A 19,855-nucleotide genomic window follows, 5' to 3' on the forward strand; every position below is an offset into this window, starting at 1 on the left:
CAAGGGGGGAACCGGCCGCATGACGAATGCTGAACTGAGCGTGGCCTTCTTCCTGCAGATGGCGATCATCATCGCCGCCTGCCGCATCGTGGGCTGGCTGGCCAAACGCTATCTCGGCCAGCCGCAGGTGGTGGGCGAGATGATCGCCGGGGTGATCCTTGGCCCGTCGCTGTTCGGCCTCTTGGCACCGGACCTTCAGGCGGCCCTGTTCCCCAAGGAGTCGCGATCGATCCTGTTCGTCGGCGCCCAATTGGGCGTCGGCCTCTACATGTTCCTAGTCGGGCTGGGCTTCCGTCGCGACCACTTCCGGGCCAATGCGAAGAGCGCCGCCGCCGTGTCGCTGGCCGGCATGGCCGCGCCCTTCCTGGTCGCCGTCGCCATTGCGCCCTGGCTGGTCGCTGAGGGACTGTTCGGGCAGGGCATCCAGACCTGGCAGGCCATGCTGTTCATGGGCGCGGCCATCTCGATCACGGCCTTTCCCATGCTGGCGCGCATCATCCATGAGCGGGGGCTCAGCGGCACGCGGTTGGGATCGTTGTCTCTCGCGGCCGGCGCCATCGACGACGCCGGCGCCTGGTGCGTCCTGGCCATCGTCCTGGCCAGCTTCGGCGCGGGACCGATGGTGGCGGTGACCGCCATCGCGGGGGGCGGGGCCTTCGCCCTGTTCATGCTGACGGTCGGACCGAAACTGCTGGCGCCGTTGGGGCACATCGTTGAGCGGGAAGGGCGATTGAGCCCCACCGTTCTCGGCATCGTGCTGATCCTGTTCATGCTCAGCGCCTGGGCCATGGACGCAGTCGGCATTCACGCCGTCTTCGGCGGCTTCATCCTGGGCGTCGCCATGCCGCGCGGCCTGCTGAGCGACGAGGTCAAGCGTCAGCTAGAGCCGTTCGCGGTGCTGGTGCTGCTGCCGATGTTCTTCACCTTCTCGGGGCTGAATACCCAGCTGACCATGGTCAACAGCCTGGGGCTGCTGGCCGTCACCGTCGTCATCCTGCTGGGCTCGATCCTGGCCAAGGGCGGCGCCTGCTGGGCCGCCGCGCGCCTGACGGGTCAGGACAACGCCACGGCCATGGGCATCGGCGCCCTTATGAACGCGCGCGGCCTGATGGAGCTGATCATCATCAACATCGGGCTGCAGCGCGGGATCATCGGCCCGGCCCTGTTCTCCATCCTGGTGCTGATGGCCATCATCACCACCCTGATGGCCTCGCCCCTGTTCGAGTGGGTTTACGGCCGGAAGGCAAGGGCGCGGGGCGAGCTAGGCGGGTTGAACGAGCCCGATCCCGAATTGCCGGGTATCACGGAACGCCAGCAGGCTTAGGAACAAACGCTCGAACCATTTTGCGGGCATTCGGAGGTAAGATTGAAATGGCAGGACCGACGGGGGGCTCAGGCCCCGACATCGCGGGCGACGACCGCGTCAACATGGCCTTCATCGCCCTGATCGTGGCGGTCGCCACCATCGGCGGCTTCATGTTCGGCTATGATTCAGGCGTCATCAACGGCACCCAGGACGGGCTGGAGGCGGCCTTCAACCTGTCGGCTTTGGGCACCGGTTTCAACGTCGGCGCCATTCTCTTGGGCTGCGCCGTCGGCGCCTTCATCGCGGGACGTTTGGCCGACGCCATCGGCCGTCGCACGGTGATGCAGATCGCCGCCGGCCTGTTCATAATCTCCGCCTTCTGGGCGGGCGCGGCCGACAGCTCGGCACACTTCATCATTGCCCGGTTCATAGGCGGCCTGGGCGTGGGCGCGGCCTCGGTCCTGTCGCCGGCCTATATCTCCGAAGTGACCCCGGCCTCGATCCGCGGCCGACTGTCGTCGGTGCAGCAGATCATGATCATCACCGGCCTGACCGGCGCCTTCGTGGCCAACTACGCCCTGGCCAAGACCGCCGGCGGATCGACGGCGGAGTTCTGGCTGGGCTTCCCCGCCTGGCGCTGGATGTTCTGGCTGCAGGTCATCCCCGCCGCCGTCTATCTGATCGCCCTTCTGGTCATCCCGGAAAGCCCGCGCTTTCTGGTCGTCAAGAAGAAGGACGCCCAGGCCGAGGCCGTTCTGTCCAAACTGTTCGGTGCGGGCGCCGGTGCGCGCAAGGTTCAGGAAATCCGCGCCTCGCTGGCGGCCGACCACAAGCCCAAGTTCGCCGACCTGCTGGACCCCGCGACCAAGAAGGTGCGCCCGATCGTCTGGGCCGGGCTGATCCTTGCCGTGTTCCAGCAGCTGGTCGGCATCAACATCGTCTTCTACTACGGCGCGGTGCTGTGGCAGTCGGTCGGCTTCTCCGAAAACGACGCGCTGCAGATCAACATCCTGTCCGGCGTCCTGTCGATCGCCGCCTGTCTGGCCGCCATCGCCGTCATCGACAAGATCGGCAGAAAGCCTCTGCTTCTGATCGGTTCGGCCGGCATGTTCGTGACCCTGGCCGTCGTCGCCTGGTGCTTCTCCAAGGCCGCGCTGGTCGACGGATCGCTGCATCTGGACGATCAGACCGGCATGATCGCCCTGATCGCGGCCAACGCCTATGTGGTCTTCTTCAACTTCAGCTGGGGCCCGGTCATGTGGGTCATGCTGGGCGAGATGTTCCCGAACCAGATGCGCGGTTCGGCCCTGGCCGTCGCCGGCTTTGCACAGTGGATCGCCAACTTCGCCATCTCGGTCAGCTTCCCGTGGATGGCCGCCACCCTGGGGCTGGTCTTCACCTATGGCTTCTACGCAGTCAGCGCCCTGATCTCCTTCTTCCTGGTCCAGGCCTGGGTGAAGGAAACGCGCGGTCGCGAACTGGAAGAGATGGCCTAGGCATTTCACACGCTAGCTTCCGCCGTCCGAAGAACGGCGGAAGTCTTGGGCTCGCGACAACCTCAATGGTCATCGATGAAGGCGGCGACCCAGACCAGGGGCGCGTTCCAGTTGATAGCGACTTCGTTCAGGGCATAGGCGTTGATGTCGTCGGCCCAGCAGGTCTGGGCCGCGCATTTGCCGACCAGGGTCTTGGCGACATCATCGACCATGGCCTGATTGTTCGGCCCGCCGGACAGGGCCCCTGCCGGCGGCAGCGGATAGGCCGGGTCGGCCTGATGCGCCCAGAAGCGATGGTGCGGGTTCTGAACGGGCCGGTCGCCGTAGCCCGTCACGTAGGACCGATTCATCGGATTGCGGCCCAGGATATAGTCCAGTGACCAGATCACCGCGTTGCGGAAATTCCAGTCGCCGGTGTAGTCGAAGGCGGAACCCAGGATCACCGCCCGGCTCATCAGGGCGCCGTTCGAACCCCATTCGTATTTCACGCCCGACACCGGCAGGCCGTAGCCCTGACCATAGCCGGCGTCGACATAAGCGCGGGCGGCCGTCACGATATTGGCGCGCACGGTGACCAGATCCTCTGGCGGCAGAACGTCCGGCACGGTCGCCAGCGTCAGCGATCCTAGCGACGCCGTCCAGGAAAAGCCCGGATCGCCAGTCGCGCTTTTGCCCGACAGCGGCCCGCCCAGATAGTAGGGCGAGGTCTTCAGCGCGTTCAGATAGGCCGGATTGCGCGTGGTGGCCAAAAGCTCGGCCGTAGCCCAATAGAATTCGTCCGAGAAGTCTTGGTCTCCATAGGCGCCGCCGCCGGCGAAATTCTCTCCGGCCCGAACGTCGCGATTGCGAAGCGCCGCGCGGAAGGCGCGCTGCGACGCCGTCAGACATTGGCGCGCGAAGGCCGGATCGATCTCGCGCCAGATCCGCGCGCACTGAGCGCCGACCGCCGCGAGATTGAGGGTCGCGGCCGTGCTGGGCGGATAGAGCAGGCGCGGCTGGGGATCGTCGGCCGGCGCCATCGGCAGGCCCGTCCACTGCGCATCGTGCACCTTGTGATGGACCATGCCGCCGGCGTGGATCTCGGTCAGGGGCAGCGGCTGACCCGGCGCCTGGGGGCCGACCGGGACCTTCAGCTTCACCCCGTCGGCGATCTGCATCTTCAGCAGGAACTCGATCTCGTATCGGGCCTCGTCCAACAGATCGTTGACGCCGTTTCCGGCCTCGGGAATATCAACCTTGCCGTCCGCGAAGGCGCTTGCGCCGGGGCCGCCCTTAGTCGTGGCGCGTTCATAGGCGTTCAACAACATCCAGACCGAGATGCCGCCGTTGACGACGTATTTTCCGTGGTCGCCGGCATCATACCAGCCGCCGGTGACGTCCAGCGTATAGTCGCAGCCGGGCCAGACCACGCCGGCCGTGTCCGCGCCCGAGAAACAGGCTGCGACCTCGTGCGGATGCCCGGCCGCACGCGCCAGATCCGGCCGCGCGACATGATCCGCCAGGATCGGAACGCCCGCCCGGTTCTGATAGAAATAGGCCAGGGCATCGTATTTCAGCCGAGCATGCGGATGCTGTTGGATCGAGAAGGGTCGGCTTTCGTGCGATCCCAGGATCAGCCGATAGCCTTCGCCGTCGGTCTGCAGCGACTGAAAGTCGACCGTATGCACGGCTTGACGAGAGGCGGCGTCCTGGCCGAAGACCTTGGACATGCCTTGGGCCACGTTGGCGCCCGCCTGGTCCACCACGCGCCAAGGTAGGGGGCGGGTGGCACGATCCTCGACCGTTGCCGTCTTTGGCCCTTGGGTTTCAAAGCCGACCTGGTTCATCCGCACGGCGCTGGCCTCCGGTTCCGCCTGTGCCGCACCGAAGGCGGCCGCCAGGGCCACGGCCGCGACGCTCGCGCTCGATCTGTTTCTCACCCCAACCTCCCTCCACGCCTGTGTTCTTTCACGAGCGCCGTCCATACGCCGACGTGGCGCACGATCCTCACGAAAACCCTAGCATCTGACAGCGTTGTCACAAGTGATTTGCTGATCGTATTTTGTTGCAGCTACTCACGCCGGATGACGCCATGATCGCGCTAGCAAGCGTGTCGGGCCACGTGCCATAGAGGCGGGGCCCGCTCGATGGAGGAGTGTGAAGTTTCCAACCGTTCTCAAACCCGCCGCACGTCTCTGGTCCTGGCGGCGTATCTGGTGCTGTTCCTTGCCGCCTTCATCGGTTTAGCGCCCCTGTTCCAAATCGTCGCTCCGCTCCACGCCGCCGCTCTTGACGCCGGGGGTAAAACGGAAATCCTTAGCCGGGCCATGGTCTGGGGCGCGATCACGGCCGCCGTGGCCAATATCGCAATGGGCGCGATCAGCGACCGGACGCGCTCGCGGTTTGGGCGTCGCCGACCTTGGATTGCGCTCGGAGCGGTGCTGACGATTTTAAGCTACTTTGGCATATGGCGGTCGTCGACGCCTGGCGAATTCGTATGGGCCTTGGTCGGATTTCAACTTGCGTTCAACGTGCTCATGGCTCCGCTCTCAGCTGTGTTTGCGGATCGCGTGCCGATTTTGCTGAGAAGTACGGTCTCGGCGATGCTTGGACTGTCGTATCCGCTCGCTGTCGCTCTGGGCTCCAGTCTGATGGCGCTCGGTCCGCAGCACGAACCCGGCAGGTTAGCGCTTCTGGCGGGTATTCTTATCGGTGCGGCCGCTTTCTTCCTCATCGTTTTCGATGAGCCGTCTTCGGAAAGACAAGGCAGTGCGCCGTCAGCCTACTCTGGCAGGACCGGAGATCTGCTAGCCCCGTTCAGATCCCGCAATTTCGCGACGGTCTGGACTGCTCGCCTCCTGATTGCGACGGGTTATGCTCTCGTCAGCATTTACCTGCTGTATTTCGTCACCGATGCCGCTGGATGGCCCGGGCGTAGTCCGGAACGGTCACATGCAGTGCTGACGGGCATAGCGTTTGCGAGCGTCGTAATAATTGCTATCACAATGGCGCTGTTCGGGCCGCGCATCACGCGGCGTCAAACCATTGCTTTCATTGGAGCAGTGGCCCTTAGCATCGGGGCCCTCGCCTTGGCGATCACACCATCATGGACAGTCGTGATGCTCGCCTTCGCGCTCTATGGAGTGGGGCAGGGGGCCTATGGATCCGTGGAAATGGGCTTGATGGCGGACGCCCTTCCCACCCAAGACAATCGGGGTCGGGATATGGGCCTCAACAACCTGGCAGTGGCCTTACCGCAGGCGATGGCCCCAATCGCTGCCCTTATTCTGGAACATGTAGGTTTCGATATCCGAGGCCTCTATGTCGCAGCAGCAGCGTGTTTCGCTGCTGCTGCGGTCGTTATGACCCTATTTCGGTCAGCCCGGACGTGAACGTTGTTGGATTAACTGCGCGCACTGAGGGGCTGTCAGTTTGCCCCTTTCAACAAGCAAGTTGCCCAAACCGCCGAAATATCAGGCTCAGGCCGCCACCTGCGCGGCCTGAGCGTGGCTTTGATCTGGTCTTGCAAATCAATCAATGCTGTCAGCGCCATCCGTACAACGTCAGGCACTGCGCGCAGTTATCCATTTAACGTGCACCACCTTCCGAATGCCGATTTTTGACGGAAACGTCGCTGCCACGCATCGTACCTCCGAGGGAGGGTGGATTTGGCTCAAGACGGTGGGAAATCAGAACAAGAACGGGTTCGCTGGTTGGGGCGTGAAATCCTGCCCCACGAGCAGGACGTTCGCGCTTGGCTTCGACGATCGCTTGTGACCTCCAACGATGTCGATGATGTAATTCAGGAATCGTATTGCCGATTGGCCAACCTGAAGGCGGTCGAGCAGATCGAGAGTCCTCGCGCCTATTTCTTCCAGACCGCGCGGTCCGTCGTGCTTGAGCAGATGCGCCGCGCGCGGATTGTCCGGATCGACGCCGTGACGGAAATCGACGCCCTGCGCATCGAGTGGGACGAACCGTCGCCCGAGCGTATCGCTGGGGGACGCAAGGAACTCGAACGCGTAATGAAGATCGTAGCCACATTGCCCGAACGCAGCCGACGCATCTTCGAGATGCGCCGCGTGATGGGGCTGTCGCAAAAGGAGATCGCGCGCCAGTTGGGCGTAACGGAGAACGTGGTCGAGAACGAAGCGGCGCGCGGGCTGAAAGCCGTGCTGGCAGGCTTGGCCAAGGCTGACGCCACTGTCGCCCCATCATCGACCGGGGAGCGGCGGGCATGAGCCGTGAAGCCTCCACAGAGATCGACGCGGTGGCGGCCGATTGGGCCGCTCGACTGGACGCAAACGTGATGAGCGCGTCCGACCAGGCGGCTTTGGACGACTGGCTCGCTGGCGACAGCCGTCGTGAGGGCGCTTTATGGCGGGCGCGAGCGGTCATGGCCTTGATGGTCGAGCCTATGCCTCAGACCCAAACGCACCGCGCGCCGGCGAAGCCCGACCGCCGCGTGCTTCTCGGGGGAATGGGATTGGCGGCGGCCGTCGCGGCCGGGGTCGTCCTGACGCCGATCTTGTCGCGCCAGCGCTATCGCACCCTGGTGGGAGAAATCCGCCGCGTACCTCTGGCCGACGGGTCTATGGCGGCGATTAACACCGACACGACTTTGGACATCCGCTTTCAGAAGGCCGAACGCGCCGTGACCCTTGACCAGGGAGAGGCTTGGTTTCAGGTCGCAAAAGATCGAGCGCGGCCTTTCGTTGTGGCGGCGGGCGATGTCCGCGTCCAAGCGGTCGGCACTGCCTTCTCCGTTCGCCGCAAGTCCGGCGGGGCCGAAGTTCGCGTAACGGAAGGCGTCGTGGAGGTCTGGAGCGACAAGGGCGCTGGAAAAATGCGCCGCCGCGTCGCCGCCGGTGAACAGGTGTTCGTCAGCGACCAGGCCGGCGCATCCAGTCCGGTGAAGCGTCCGCTGGAAATGGACCGGGCTCTGTCTTGGCGAGAGGGGCAGATTGTTCTGGATGGCGACACGATCGGCGCGGCGGCAGCTGAGTTCAACCGCTACAACAACCGCAAGATCGTGATCGTCGATCCGGATCTGGAAGGCCGTACCGTGGTGGGATGGTTCCGCACCAATGAACCGGAAAGCTTCGCCCAGGCGGTGGGCGTCGCCCATGACGCGAGCGTAAAGTTGAGCGCAGATGTCATCATGTTGGGTGGCGCGGGATAAATCTTTTTCGTCCGGCGACGGAAAGTCGATCGTCGAACATCGAGACTCTCGGAACCCTCGAAGAAGGGTCCGGGAACCAGGAAACAGAAAAAGGGAGGGCCGACGCATGGCCATGTCGCGAAACCAAGGCGCGAAGGCGTCGCTGATGATTGCCGTTAGCACGATGGCGCTGGCCGGCGCCGGGTCAGTTCAGGCCCAGGCCAGACAATTCAATGTCCCCGCGCAGCCTGCCTCGACCGGCGTGCCGGCCTTCGCACGCCAAGCGGATCTTCAAATCCTGGCGTCGACCGACGCGGTCGCAGGACAGCGAACCGCCGCTGTGCAAGGCGTCTATTCGGTTGATCAGGGCCTGGGTCGGCTCCTGCAGGGCAGCAACTTGGTGGTGGCCTCCAACAACGGCCGAACGGCAGTGCTCGCCGGCGCGAGCGTCGCTCCCCAGACCGTCGCCCAGGGGAGCGAGGTCGAAGACCAGGCGGATGAAGTTGAAACTATCGTGGTAACCGGTTTCCGTGCGTCATTGGGCAGCGCGCTGACGGCCAAGCGACGAGCCCATGGCGTCGTGGATGTGATCAAGGCCGAGGACATGGCCGATTTTCCGGACGCCAACCTTGCGGAGTCCATTCAGCGGGTGCCTGGCGTCTCTATCGCACGCGACGCCGGCGAAGGCCGTCAGATCACGGTGCGCGGCCTTGGTCCGCAGTTCACGCGCGTCCGCATCAACGGCGTGGAGGGACAGAGCACTGCGTCGGGCACCGACAGCTCAGGCGGCGCCAACCGCAACCGAGCCTTCGACTTCAACGTCTTCGCATCCGAGCTTTTCAACAGCATTACGGTCCGCAAGACCGCTTCGGCCGAAACGGAAGAGGGGTCGTTGGGCGCTACGGTCGATCTGCAGACCGGTCGTCCGTTCGATTACGCCGGGGCCAACCTCGTTGTGTCGGGCCAATACGGCTACAATGATCTGTCCCAGGAATGGGACCCGCGGTTCGCGGCACTCGCCAGCAATACCTGGATGGATGGGCGTCTCGGAGCCCTCGTCTCAATGGCCTACACCAAGCGTCGGCTTCTGGAGGAAGGACATGGTTCCGGCGGCTGGCTGAACGGGACTGAGGCTGGGGGCTATAACCCCGCATCACCCTTTGCCGATGCGAGGCGGGCCGATGTCTATACGCCTCGTTTTCCGCGCTACGGACGCCTGACGCACGATCAGGAGCGCTTAGGCCTGACGGGATCGGTGCAGTTCCGGCCGCAGGAACAGACGCTGATCAATCTTGATCTGCTCTACTCCGACTTCAAAGCCACGCGTCAGGAAAATTGGCTGGAAGCCCTGTCCTTCGCGCGCAACGCGTCGCAGGGCGGCCGACCGGAAATCATCGTGCGAGACGGCGTCATCGATGCCAACGGCGACATGGTCTACGGCCTGTTCGACGACGTCGATGTGGAGACGGAAACCCGCTACGACGAGCTCGACACCAAATACACACAAGGCACGCTGAGCCTGGAACACGCGTTCAGCGACCGGTTCAGGATCAAGGGCTTGGTGGGCTATTCCAAGTCTGATTTTGACAATCCGATACAGACGACCGTCATTCTGAACCGAGAAAATTCGGACAACTACTCATACGACTATCGCGAAAACCGCAACGCGCCATTGATCCGGTTCGGCTATGACATGACCGACCCGCTGGCCTACAACTTCGGGGCGGCGCGCTCGGAAATCCGCCTGCGACCGCAGGGCGTCACTAACACGATCAAGACCGCGCAACTTGACGGCGGCTACGATCTGACCCCGTCACTGACGCTGAAGGCCGGGGTGAACTACAAGGAATATGAGTTCGACTCCTGGGCGCTGGCGCGGGTCAACGAGGGCGTTGTGCCGCAACTGCCCGCCGGCGTGACCCTGGCCAGCCTGACCGAGTTGGTCAGTGGTTTTGGTCGCAATCTCGGTGCGCCAAACGGCACGGTCACGAACTGGATCGCGCCGAACCTCAACGCCTTTGCCGACCTGTTCAACATCTACAGCGGCACGGGACTGTTCGAACTCAGCGGCGCCTCCAACGCCAATGCCCGCGGCAACATCCGCAATGTGACTGAGAAGGACTCCGCGGCCTACCTTCAGCTCGACTTCGACACCGAACTCGGCGCCGTGCCGGTACGCGGCGACATTGGTGTGCGCTACGTCAAGACGAAGCAGAGCTCGACCGGCTATCAACTGGTTGCCGGCGCCGCGCAGCAGACGACCGTCGATCGCGACTATGACGACGTTTTGCCGGCACTGAATCTGACGGCGGAGGTTACACCGGACTTCCTGGTGCGGTTCGGCGCCGCCAAGGTCATGACCCGTCCAAACCTGGGCAGTGTAACGCCGGGCGGCAGCCTCAGCACGGTCGGCGTGTTCAGCGTCAGTTCGGGCAATCCGTATCTGGATCCCATTCGCGCCACGACCTACGACTTGTCGGCGGAATGGTATTTCGCGCCTGACGCCCTGCTGTCCGTCGGCCTGTTCTACAAGGACATCGAAAGCTACATTCAAACCTCTCGGACGTCTCAGCCCTTCAACCAATCCGGCTTGCCGCTGGAGTTGCTGAACGGCTTGGGAGTTTCGCCCAGCGACGTCTTCCTGTTCAGCCAGCCAGTGAACACCGAGGGCGGTCCGCTGAAGGGGATCGAGGTCAGCTACCAACAGCCCTTCACCTTCCTGCCCGGACCGTTCGACAATCTCGGCGCCATCTTCAACGTCACGCTGGTGGACTCCAAGATCAGCTATATTTCCTCGCGATCACCGACGGGCTTCGTTGAAAACGATCTGCTCGGCCTTTCGAAGACCGCCTACAACGCCACCCTCTATTACGAAGACGATCGGTTCAGCGCCCGCGTCTCGGCTGCCTATCGCGATCGCTATCTGACCGCGGTCCCTAGCGGCACCAGCACCAATGACATCGATGGCGTGCGCGACATCGTGACGGTGGACGCCTCAGCCTCGTATGCTTTGACGGACCGCATCAAGGTGACGTTCGAGGGCCTGAACCTGACCGACGCCTTCAATGAGCAGTACACCGATAGTCGCCGGGACAGCATCTACGTCTATTCGCACACTGGAAGGCAGTACAACTTCGGCGTCCGCTACACCTTCTAAGACACTCCCAACTCCTCCGGGAGACTGGGCGCTGGCCGACCTGTCGGCCGGCGCCCTATTTTTCATCAGGGGCTCTCATGCGTTTGTCATTCTCGCGCCGTCAGGCGCTTGTCGCCGCAGCAGCTTTGCCGATGATGGCACCTGCGTCTTCTTGGGCCGATGTGGCGCCCTACGATGCTGTGCTGGGGACCAGCGACGCCGGTCGTCGGGTCGGCGCGCCTTCCTATCCAACCCTTTCCGCCGCCATCGCCGCCGCACCGGCGGACGGGCGAAAGCCTTTTCGCATCCTCATCACGCGCGGCATCTGGACCGAGCAGGTCATCGTCGACAAACCCTTCATTCATCTGATTGGCGAAGATCGCTCGGCCTCGGTCATCAATCATTTGGCGGCGTCGGGACTTGCGGCGCCGGATGGCCGGATGTGGGGCACGTTCCGCACCCCGACCCTGTTCGTGCGGGCGCCCGACTTTCACGCCGAGCGCCTGACGATCAACAACGCCTTCGACGGTCTGGCGGAAATGACCAAGCCCAACGGCCTGCACTCGCACAATGGCGCGGGTCCCCAGGCCGTGGCCCTGATGATGGACAAAGGGTCGGATCGCGCCGTGGTCCGCGACTGCGACATCCTCAGCTACCAGGACACCCTGTTCCCCGACGCGGGCGCGACGTTGTTCGAAAACTGCCTGATCACCGGCAGCTATGACTTCATCTTCGGCGCGGGGCGTGCCTGGTTTGAACGTTGCGAAATCCGATCGCGACTGCGTCCCGCCGATCCGGTCGAAGGCTATATCGTCGCTCCAAGCACGCCGATTGAGCAAGACTACGGCTTTGTCTTCCACGATTGCCGTCTCACCAGGGATGCCGGTGTTCCGCGCCATTCCGTGTTTTTGGGACGCCCCTGGCGACCGTCCAGCACCTTCCCTGATGGTCGGTACGGCGATCCGAAGTTTGTCGGCGCAGCGACCTTCCTCGACTGCTGGATGGACGACCATATCGCGCCGGCGGGCTGGACCGAGATGTGGTACACCGACCGCGACGGCAATCCCCGCACCATGCTTCAGCCCGAAGACGCCCGTTTCGCCACCTTCGGCTCGCGGGGGCCTGGCCGCGCCGACTTTTCGCGGGGCAAGCGTCTGACGATCGAGCAGGCGAGGCGGATCGATAGAGCCGCCGTCATAGGACGACGCTAGCCGATATGCAGCGTGCTCAATTTTCCGAACCGGCATCCATGCGAGCTGGACGTTACCATTCCAATCAATCCGACCGAAGAACCGGCGCCGGGCGACGCGATAGGGCGTGCAGGGCCGCCACGCCGCCGCCCAGAGCCGCGACGCCCGTGGCCCCGCTGAGGAGAAGAACGACGCCGGTCCAGTCCACGCTCCAGGTCGCCTTGAAGGCGAGCGTCACGACCGGCCAGGCGCCGGCGGCGCCGAGAAGAAGGCCGGCGAGACCGGCGATGGCGCCCACCAGGCTGTATTCCACGAGGTAGGCGGTCAGGATCTGGGCGTGGGAGCCGCCCAGCACTTTAAGCACGGCCGCCTCGCGCGCCCGCTCGCGCACGCCCGCCGCAATGGCTCCAATCAGAACGAGCAGGCCCGCGAGACCGGCGACGGCCGCGGCCCCGCGAATGGCCAAGGCGAGGCGGTCGAACAGGGTTGCGGCGGCCTCGAGCTGCTCGCGCACGCTGATGATGTTCACCTCTCGGAAGTCCGCGCCCAGCGCCTGCGTCAGGGCGCGTTCTTCGGCGGGCGAGGCGCGGGCGATGGCGACGCTGCGCGGATTGGCGCCTTCGATGGCGGCGGCGTTGAGGACCAGCAGGAAGTTGGTCCCGAACCCGCCCGGCTCGGTCCGACGAAGGGCGGCGATGCGCACATCCATCTCGCGGCCCAGCAGCTGCAGGGTCAGGCTGTCGCCCACCTTGAGATCGGCGGCCTTGGCCAGATCCTGCGAGAGCGCGATCTGAGGCGGACCGGCATAGTCGGCGGCCCACCATTTGCCGGACACGACATTCGCATCGTCCGGCGAGCCGGCCAGGGCGGTCAGGAGAATATCCTGATCGAAGGCCCAGCGTTCGCCTTGAGGCAGGGCATCTACGTTGACCGGCGCGCCCTTCAACCGCACGATACGCCCGGTCAGCAGGGGCAGGCGCCGATAGCGATCCGGTCCGGGCGTCGCCATCACCTTCGCCACCGCCGCATCGAACGCCGCGCCGCGATCAGCGGGAATTTCGGTGAAGACGACGGATGGGGCTGATCGTGGCGCGACCTCGGTGATCTGGCCCAGCAGGCTGGACTGGATCAGGACCACCATGGCCAAAAGCGCGACACCGAGGCCGATGGCGGGGGAGGCGGTGCGCGCCGCCGAGCGCGGGCCGGCGAGATTGGCCAACCCCAGCCGCACCGCCCCGCCGGCGTGTCGTCTCAAACGCCCGGCCAGGAAGGCCGCCGCACGGCCGAGCGCCCACAGAAGGGCGAAGGCGACGACCGTGCCGCCGATCAGGGCGGCCGCTGCAAGTTTGGACGGCGCTGTCCAAAAGGCCAGACCCGCCAGGCCGATGGCGGCCAGGACAGCGAAGGCCAGTTCGACGCCGAGAATAGGTCGGTCGGTAAGCTGGCGACGGAACAAGGCGGAAGGCGGCGTGGCGCGGGCGCGGGCCAAGGGCGCGAGCGCGAAGGCTGCGGCCGCCAGAAGGCCGAACGCTCCGGCCTTGACCAGTGGCGCCGGATAGACCGCGAAGAGGGCGGGGATGGGCAGGCTGTCCTTCGCCAGCACGCCGATGACGAGCGGCGCGACGGCCCCGATCACGAGCCCGATGGCGACCCCGACGGCGGCCAGCACGCCGATCTGGATCAGATAGATGTCGCGGATCAGCCCGCCCTCGGCGCCGAGCGCCTTCAGCGTCGCGATCGATGGTTTGCGCCCCTCCAGATAGGCCGAGACGGCGCCCCCGACGCCGAGTCCGCCGGCCACCAGGGAGGCCAGACCGATGAAGCCCAGGAAATACTCCAGCTGATCGATCAGCCGTCCGGCGCCGGCGGCGGCCTCCGATCGGTCTCGCGCCTCGAGCCGGCTTTGCGGAAACCGTTTTTCGACACCCGCGATGGCGGCCTTGGGGTCGACGTCGGCAGGAAGGGCGATACGCACCGCCTCGCCGAACAGGCCGCCGGGGGCGAGCAGGCCGGCCTGTTCGACGGCGGGGACGGTCGTGACCACGCGCGGCCCGAGCGCAAAGCCCCGACCCAGGCGGTCGGGTTCGGCCAGAAGGACGGCGCGGGCGACGAACCGCGCGCCGCCGACGGTGAAGGTGTCGCCGAGCTTGAGATTCAATCGGTCCAGCAGGCCCTGCTCCACGACGGCCCCCGCTAAGCCGTTCTCGACGCGCAAGGCCGTAGCCAGATCAGGGGCGCCCGACAGTTCGACCGCGCCGACCAAGGGGTAGGCGGCGTCGACCCCGCGCATATCGACCAGACGACGCTGACCGGTTCCGGTCTCGGCCATGCCGTTGGCTCGCACCGAATAGGCGGCGGGCCCCAGGGCGGCGAAGGCTGCGCGTTGGTCAGGGCTGAACCGGCCCTGGTCGAGGCTGAAGACGACGTCGCCGCCGAGAATCTCGCGCGCCTGACTGGCCAGCCCCTGGCGGAAGGCCTCTGCAGTCGATCCGGAGGCGGCGATCGCCGCCACGCCCAGCGCCAGACAGGCCAGAAAGATTCGAAAGCCTGCAATTCCGGAACGGAGTTCGCGGCGGGCGAAGCGGACGGCGAGTCTCATGCAGAGGCCAAGTCCGGGGCGACGACCTGTCCATCGCGCATCGTGACAATCCGATCCGCACGCGCGGCGAGACGGTCGTCATGGGTCACCATGACCAGGGCGGCGCCGCTATCGCGCACGAGGTCGAACAGCAAGTCGGCGACCAGAGCGCCGTTGGTCCCGTCCAGATTTCCGGTCGGTTCGTCAGCGAACAGCAGTTCGGGCCCGACCGCCAAGGCGCGGGCCAGGGCGACACGCTGCTGCTCGCCGCCGGACATCTGGTGCGGATAGTGCGACCGCCGGACGCCCAAGCCGACCCGCTCCAGCCAACTGCGCGCCAAGGCCACAGCCCCCGGCCTGTGGGCCAACTCCAGCGGCGCGGACACATTCTCCTCGGCCGTCATATTGGGCAGGAGGTGGAAGCTTTGAAAAACCAGAGCGGCGCGCCCCCGACGCAGGCGGGCGCGGCCGTCCTCGCCCAGCGCGGCCATATCCTGACCGAACAGCATGGCTCGGCCCCAGGTCGGGGTTTCCAGCCCTGCGGCGATGGAAATCAGCGAGGATTTGCCCGATCCGGAGGGGCCGACGATGGCGACCGTCTCGCCCGGCGCTACGATCAGGTCCACGCCGCGAAGGATTTCCACGGGTCCCGCCGCTGAGGGCAGGGTGAGGACGACGCCGTCGAGGACGAGCGGAGCGGCTGAAGCCATCGATATGTCGCCTGCTGGATTGGGAGGAGGAAAGCTGGTCCCTATATGGGGGTGCAGATCATGACTCCAAAGCCCCCTTCGCCCATGCCGTCCATGCGCCGCCGCTCGCTCCTGACCGGAGGGGTGGGGCTCGTTCTTGCCGGATGCAGCGCCTCGAAAGAGGACACGTCAAAAGAGCCGGCTAAGCCCTCGGTGTCGCCTTCACCCACGCGCGCACCTTCGGACGGGCCGGAAAAGATCGTGACGCTGCTGGGCGATTCCATCACCGCCGGCTTCGGCCTGCCTTCGGCCGAGGCTCTGCCCGTGCGGCTGGAAGAGGTGTTGAGGGCCAAGGGGCTCCGGGTGAGGGTTCGCGGCGCCGGGGTTTCGGGCGACACGACCGGCGGCGGGCTGGCCCGGGTCGGCTACAGCGTCCAGGACGACACCAACCTGTGCATCGTGGCCCTGGGGGGCAATGACATGCTTCAGGGCGTGGATCCCAAAACGGTCCGATCCAATCTGGAGGCCATCATCACCTCGCTGAAGGCGCGCGATATTCCCGTCCTGCTGGCGGGGATGAAGGCGCCGCCCCAATACGGCGCCTATGCCGCCGAGTTCGATCGCATCTTCGCGGACCTGGCGCGCAAGGAATATGTTCCAACCTATCCCTTCCTGCTGGAAGGCGTGGCCCTGGATCGCCGCTACAATCAGCCAGACGGCATTCACCCCAACGCCGAAGGCGTGCGCGTCATCGCCGACGGATTGGCGCCGGTCGTGGCAAAAGCACTGTCTGTGTAGTCAAGGACGCGGCGACGTCATGAGATCGCACTAGGCCCCGATTGCTCATCGCTTTGTGCGACTGAGCTGACTGTTGTTTGAAAATCTCTGTCTGAGCGTCCTATGCCGAAATCCAACGACACCGTGCATCTGCGCTTCACGCTAAAGGGCGAAACCGGTCCATTCTGGCAGACCAATGCAACAGTGGCCTCGGTCGCCAATGGAACCGCCCTGCTCGACGGCTTGGATCGCCAGATCGCCGCCCGGCTCGCTGATTTTCGCCGAGCCGGAGAGGGCCGCTGGACGCTCGATTTTGAAGTCCGGGCGCGACCGTGACCACTTCGCTATCGTATTTACTCTGTATCGCATGCCTAAATGCCGCAGACTAACAGGTGGTGTTGGCTGGCACCGCTGCTGTAAATTAGCGACCAAGGCGCATCGATGCGGTCCGCTAGAACGGTCTCTAGACCAAAGCGTCTTTCAGTGAGCCACTCCTTCGCCAGCGTTCAATCGTTGCCCAGCAGAAGACCGGAAGGCCGGCATTGTTCGAGATCACAGAGCCAGCGCGCGATGCGATCGGGGCTCGGCTGAGGGTTCGCGGCCAAGGTGAAGATGACTGGCTGTTCCTAAGCGTTAGTCGGCTGGGCCAGCACACTGGAACGCGGCAGTACGCGCGGATTGGGGATCAGCGGGTTTGCATGATCGACCTGGAACCCCAGGGTTACGGGACCCACAGCCTCAGGCGCACAAAAGGCTCGCTCGTCTACAAGAAGATCGGCAACCTCCGCGCCTGTGAGCTCTTGCTCGGTTACAGGAAGCTGGAGAGCACCGTCAGCTACCTCTGTATCGAAGTGGACGATGCACTGGAGATGTCAGAGCGGATCGATCTCTGACTTACGACTGGCCCGAAAACGGGCCCGGTCATCGTTGCCTAAGGGTGGGTAGCAGATATCAGCCATCCAGCGTTTTGGATTTCGGCTGTAGATTACGAAGCAAACCATTGCCGCGCCCAAAAGAGTGATTGCTGCAACCTTCGAGTAGGGGAGTTATAGTGCGACACTCGAAATCAGCGGGCCAGACGCAATGAACATCGGCGTGATGACATTCTTCCACACGGCTGAAAATTTTGCCCGATGGGATGAGCGAACAAAGCTCCGCGATGGGGCGACTTTGGTCCTAGCCTGAAGCGTTGAAAGCGGACGTCAACATTCAAGGCTGGGTGTAGTCACGGTGGGCGTTGGCTAGGGGTGCTAGGGATTGACCGACAGCAGCTTGCGCGTCTGCAGCGTGCCGTCGGGGCGCGGGCCACGACATCGGTGAAGGTGCCGCCCCGGTCGATCCAGAAGTTCCAGAGCGGGTTCGATTTTATCATGGTCCGAACTTTAAGCCGGTGCTGCCTGCTAAACTAGCCCAGCCCATGGCGCGTCCGATTTACGCGGATCTTATGCTTGCCCCTGTCCTCACAGCATCGAGCGCGCCGTTATTACAGTCGGAGGTCAGCGGTGATCAGATGTCGCCGAACATCGAGTGTCGCATTTCAAAAAAACGGATACTGCAACGGTCAGGACGGTCGTTTCACCAGTCTGTCGCAGCCCGCGCTACATTCGTCTTGATCCCCAAGATCGTCTCGATGTGGATTAACTGATCCTAAAGCGGTGGTTGCCTCTTGCCTACCCAAGACCACCATCTATCGCACCCAAGCATCCATCTAAACTCCGCCCGGCCTTGATTGTCTTCGGCTTGCCCGCGTCATCGACGGCGACCATTAAGAACTCGGCCGTGGTCGAACGCCGCCGTTCTCCTGTCAGGAGGCGTTCGGCCCAGAGCTGCACCTCTACCGAAAGCGAGCTCCGCCCGACCATCTTCACGCGCGAGACCAGTTCGACCATGTCGCCGCCGTCGATCGGGGCCTTGAAGTCGATGCGATTGGTCGCGGCCATGACCATGACTTCGCGCGCATGGCGGGTCGCCGTGACGAAGGCGGCCTTGCCCATGAGCTTGAGCGCGTCGCCGCCGAACAGGGTGCCGTAGTGGTTGGTCGTGCCGGGAAAGACCATCTCTGCGGTTCTCAGCCAGCCGTCGTCCGCCTCGCCTGCCTCTTCAAGGGGCGCCAAGGGATGGTCATCGCCCGCCGGCCTCAGGGCGACCATGTTGAAGGCGCCGCGCGTGCACAGGCGGCGCTCGCCGCTCAGCAGGCTTTCGGCGTGCAGTTCGACTTCGACGCCTAGGGACGAGCGCCCGATCCGGACGACGCGGCCGACCGCCTCGACCATCTCGCCGATCCGTGCCGGCGCCGCGAAATCGATCCGCTCGCATCCGGCCGTGACGACGGCCCGTCGCGCATGACGGCTGGCGGCCAGAAAGGCGACCTTGTCGAGGTGGGCCAGACCAACCCCGCCGAACAGGGTGCCATGATGGTTGGCGTCGCCGGGGAACACCATGTCGATCAGGCGCACCGTCACGGCTCGGACCTTTCATCGCCGTAGTAGAGATCGCGGGACAGTTCCTCGCGCACGATGTCGGCGCCGGCGCTCAAGGCGCGCAGCTTGCCGTTGGCAACACGGCGCGACAGGGGCGCCATGCCGCAGTTGGTGGCCGGATAGAGTTTGTCGGCGTCCACGAACTGAAGCGCCGTGCGCAGCGTATCGGCGACCTGTTCGGGCGTTTCGATCGTGTCGGTCGCCACGTCGATGGCGCCGACCAACACCTTCTTGCCCCGGATCAGTTCGATCAGATCCATCGGCACGCGCGAGTTTTGGGCTTCGAGCGAAATGATGTCGATGCTGGAGGTCCGAAGCTTGGGGAAGGCCTCTTCGTACTGCCGCCATTCTGAGCCGAGGGTCTTCTTCCAATCGGTGTTGGCCTTGATGCCGTAGCCGTAACAGATGTGGACCGCCGTCTCGCACTTCAGCCCCTCGGCCGCCTTTTCCAGGGTCGCCACGCCCCAGTCGTTCACCTCGTCGAAGAAGACGTTGAAGGCGGGCTCGTCGAACTGGACGATATCGACGCCGGCGGCCTCCAATTCGCGCGCCTCTTCATTCAGGATCTTGGCGAACTCCCAGGCCAGCTTTTCGCGGCTGCCATAGTGGTCGTCATAGAGGGTGTCGATCATCGTCATCGGCCCCGGCAGGGCCCATTTGATCGGCTGGTCGGTCTGGGCGCGCAGGAATTTGGCGTCCTCGACGAAGACCGATTTCGGCCGGCTGACGGCGCCCACGACCACCGGGACGCTGGCGTCGTAGCGATTGCGGATTCGCATGGTCTTGCGGTTCTCGAAGTCGACGCCGTCGAGGTGTTCGATGAAGGTCGTGACGAAATGCTGGCGCGTCTGTTCGCCGTCACTGACGATGTCGATGCCGGCCCGGCGCTGATCGTCGAGCGACAGGCGCAGGGCGTCGTGCTTGGCCTCGATCAAGTCGTCGCCCTGCAGCTTCCAGGGGGACCAGAGCGTCTCGGGCTCGGCCAGCCAGACGGGTTTGGGCAGGCTGCCGGCGGTCGAGGTCGGGAGAAGGGTTTTCATGAGGTACTGCTCTGAAATGCGGA

Annotated in this window: 15 protein-coding genes and 1 pseudogene; 10 read left to right on the forward strand and 6 right to left on the reverse strand. The window is 64.4% G+C overall.

All coding sequences use genetic code 11. The annotated features are described in order from the left end of the window. Nucleotides 1–19: 19 nt before the first annotated feature. Nucleotides 20–1,324 carry a cation:proton antiporter gene (locus tag Q9R14_RS02145; protein WP_306003321.1) on the forward strand — a complete coding sequence of 435 codons (1,305 nt, stop codon included), beginning with the start codon at nt 20–22 and terminating at the stop codon, nt 1,322–1,324. A 47-nt stretch (nt 1,325–1,371) separates the two neighbouring features. Next, a complete protein-coding gene (locus Q9R14_RS02150) occupies nt 1,372–2,802 on the forward strand; it encodes a sugar porter family MFS transporter (protein WP_306003322.1) in 1,431 nt (476 codons plus the stop codon). 62 nt (nt 2,803–2,864) lie between these two features. On the opposite strand, the gene Q9R14_RS02155 is transcribed toward Q9R14_RS02150, so the two are convergent. Next, the gene (locus tag Q9R14_RS02155) at nt 2,865–4,721 is read right to left on the reverse strand and encodes a glycoside hydrolase family 9 protein (protein WP_306003323.1); all 1,857 of its coding nucleotides are present in this window, start codon (nt 4,719–4,721) and stop codon (nt 2,865–2,867) included. A gap of 207 nt (nt 4,722–4,928) precedes the next feature. Here Q9R14_RS02155 and Q9R14_RS02160 point away from each other — a divergent pair, with 207 nt between their 5' ends. From Q9R14_RS02160 to Q9R14_RS02180, 5 genes are all read left to right on the forward strand, one after another. After that, nucleotides 4,929–6,173: an MFS transporter gene (locus Q9R14_RS02160; RefSeq protein WP_306003324.1), complete on the forward strand. Its 1,245-nt coding sequence runs from the start codon at nt 4,929–4,931 to the stop codon at nt 6,171–6,173. Nucleotides 6,174–6,443: 270 nt separating this feature from the next. Continuing rightward, on the forward strand, nt 6,444–7,022 hold the full coding sequence (locus Q9R14_RS02165; RefSeq protein WP_306003325.1) for a sigma-70 family RNA polymerase sigma factor: 579 nt from the start codon (nt 6,444–6,446) through the stop codon (nt 7,020–7,022). Further along, nucleotides 7,019–7,963, forward strand: a complete 945-nt coding sequence (locus Q9R14_RS02170; protein ID WP_306003326.1) for a FecR domain-containing protein — start codon at nt 7,019–7,021, stop codon at nt 7,961–7,963. The genes Q9R14_RS02165 and Q9R14_RS02170 overlap by 4 nt, the downstream gene beginning before the upstream one ends. 145 nt (nt 7,964–8,108) lie before the next feature. Beyond that, nucleotides 8,109–11,099 carry a TonB-dependent receptor gene (locus tag Q9R14_RS02175; RefSeq protein WP_306003327.1) on the forward strand — a complete coding sequence of 997 codons (2,991 nt, stop codon included), beginning with the start codon at nt 8,109–8,111 and terminating at the stop codon, nt 11,097–11,099. 77 nt (nt 11,100–11,176) lie between these two features. Continuing rightward, complete coding sequence (locus Q9R14_RS02180) at nt 11,177–12,289, forward strand: pectinesterase family protein (RefSeq protein WP_306003328.1); 1,113 nt, start codon at nt 11,177–11,179, stop codon at nt 12,287–12,289. A 64-nt stretch (nt 12,290–12,353) separates the two neighbouring features. Here Q9R14_RS02180 and Q9R14_RS02185 read toward each other — a convergent pair whose 3' ends face one another. Next, nucleotides 12,354–14,867 (reverse strand): ABC transporter permease, encoded by a 2,514-nt coding sequence (locus Q9R14_RS02185; RefSeq protein ID WP_306003329.1) that lies wholly within the window; start codon nt 14,865–14,867, stop codon nt 12,354–12,356. After that, a complete protein-coding gene (locus Q9R14_RS02190; protein ID WP_306003330.1) occupies nt 14,864–15,556 on the reverse strand; it encodes an ABC transporter ATP-binding protein in 693 nt (230 codons plus the stop codon). The genes Q9R14_RS02185 and Q9R14_RS02190 overlap by 4 nt, the downstream gene beginning before the upstream one ends. A gap of 192 nt (nt 15,557–15,748) precedes the next feature. Between Q9R14_RS02190 and Q9R14_RS02195 the strand changes: the two genes are divergently transcribed. From Q9R14_RS02195 to Q9R14_RS16345, 3 genes are all read left to right on the forward strand, one after another. Further along, nucleotides 15,749–16,333, forward strand: a complete 585-nt coding sequence (locus tag Q9R14_RS02195; protein WP_306003331.1) for an arylesterase — start codon at nt 15,749–15,751, stop codon at nt 16,331–16,333. A gap of 102 nt (nt 16,334–16,435) precedes the next feature. Next, nucleotides 16,436–16,648: a hypothetical protein gene (locus Q9R14_RS02200; protein WP_306003332.1), complete on the forward strand. Its 213-nt coding sequence runs from the start codon at nt 16,436–16,438 to the stop codon at nt 16,646–16,648. Nucleotides 16,649–16,821: 173 nt separating this feature from the next. Continuing rightward, complete coding sequence (locus tag Q9R14_RS16345; RefSeq protein WP_371929777.1) at nt 16,822–17,205, forward strand: integrase; 384 nt, start codon at nt 16,822–16,824, stop codon at nt 17,203–17,205. A 360-nt stretch (nt 17,206–17,565) separates the two neighbouring features. Here Q9R14_RS16345 and Q9R14_RS16350 read toward each other — a convergent pair. The 3 genes and pseudogenes from Q9R14_RS16350 to Q9R14_RS02215 form a co-directional block, all read right to left on the reverse strand. Continuing rightward, nucleotides 17,566–17,684 (reverse strand): annotated as a pseudogene (locus tag Q9R14_RS16350) (hydantoinase/oxoprolinase N-terminal domain-containing protein); the annotation flags it as partial. A gap of 298 nt (nt 17,685–17,982) precedes the next feature. Continuing rightward, nucleotides 17,983–18,774, reverse strand: coding sequence for an acyl-CoA thioesterase (locus Q9R14_RS02210; protein ID WP_306003334.1), 792 nt, complete (start codon nt 18,772–18,774; stop codon nt 17,983–17,985). Then, entirely contained in the window at nt 18,771–19,832 is a 1,062-nt protein-coding gene (locus Q9R14_RS02215; RefSeq protein WP_306003335.1) for a methionine synthase, read from the reverse strand. The genes Q9R14_RS02210 and Q9R14_RS02215 overlap by 4 nt, the downstream gene beginning before the upstream one ends. Nucleotides 19,833–19,855: the final 23 nt, after the last annotated feature.

It is taken from the genome of Brevundimonas sp. C43 (assembly GCF_030732185.1).
In the GTDB taxonomy this organism is placed as follows: domain Bacteria; phylum Pseudomonadota; class Alphaproteobacteria; order Caulobacterales; family Caulobacteraceae; genus Brevundimonas; species Brevundimonas diminuta_C.